This window comes from Streptomyces hainanensis (assembly GCF_004348415.1).
Lineage (GTDB): Bacteria > Actinomycetota > Actinomycetes > Streptomycetales > Streptomycetaceae > Streptomyces > Streptomyces hainanensis.
The window spans coordinates 1-834 of the sequence record NZ_SMKI01000884.1 but is presented as its reverse complement, the minus strand read 5'-3'; the positions used below and the strand labels follow the sequence as shown (position 1 = coordinate 834).

General features: G+C 79.7%; 1 protein-coding gene. It reads left to right on the top strand.

The features are described from left to right. Positions 1-834: SAV_2336 N-terminal domain-related protein (locus E1283_RS37935; protein WP_279571326.1), on the top strand; the 834-nt coding region annotated here is incomplete at both ends.

Sequence of the window (834 nt, the reverse complement as noted above, 5' to 3'; positions counted from 1 at the left end):
GGGACAGCCCGCCCACGTCCGAGCCGGCACCGGGCGCCCCCACACCACCCGACGCGCCGGTCCACGCCGCGAGCGCGCCGGGCGCTTCGACGCGCCGGCCCGCGCCGCCGGCCGCCGCGCCCGTCCGGCTGGCCAAGGCCCTGCACGGGCTGCGCCGCCGGGTGCCGTCCCGCAGCCGCGCCGTCCTCGACGAGGAGCGCACCGCCCGACACGGCATCAGCGACGACCTGTGGATCCCCTATCTGCGGCCGGCCGGCGAGACCGCGCTCGACCTGGTGGTGCTCGCCGACGACGGCCCCACCATGCGGATCTGGGACGACGCCGTCGCCGCCCTCGGTACCGAGGCCGAACGCAGCGGCGCCTTCCGCGACGTGCGCGTGGTGCGCCTCGCGTTACCGCGCCGCGGCGAGGCCACGCTGCGCTGGCCGGGCGGCCGCACCGGCGACCCGGCCGAGCTGATCGACGCCCGCGGCAGCCGGATCCACCTCGTCGTGACCGACGGCCTCGGCCACGGCTGGGCGGGCCCCGCCGCCGACACCCTGCTCGGCCGCCTCGCCGCCGGCGGCCCCACCGCGCTCGTCCACCTGCTGCCCACCTACCTGTGGCACCGCACCTCGCTCAACCCCTTCCGCGCCGAACTGGCCGCCGGCGGTTTCGCCGCGCCCAACGGCCGCGTCGGCCACGGCCCCCCGCCGGTCGGTCCCGACCCGCTGCGGCCGCTCCCCACCCCGGCCGAGGAGCCGGTGGCGGCGCCGGTGCCCGTCCCGGTGCTCAGCCTCAAGCCCGAGTCGTTCACCGCCTGGGCCGACGTGGTCGCCGGCGAGAGCGGCGTCC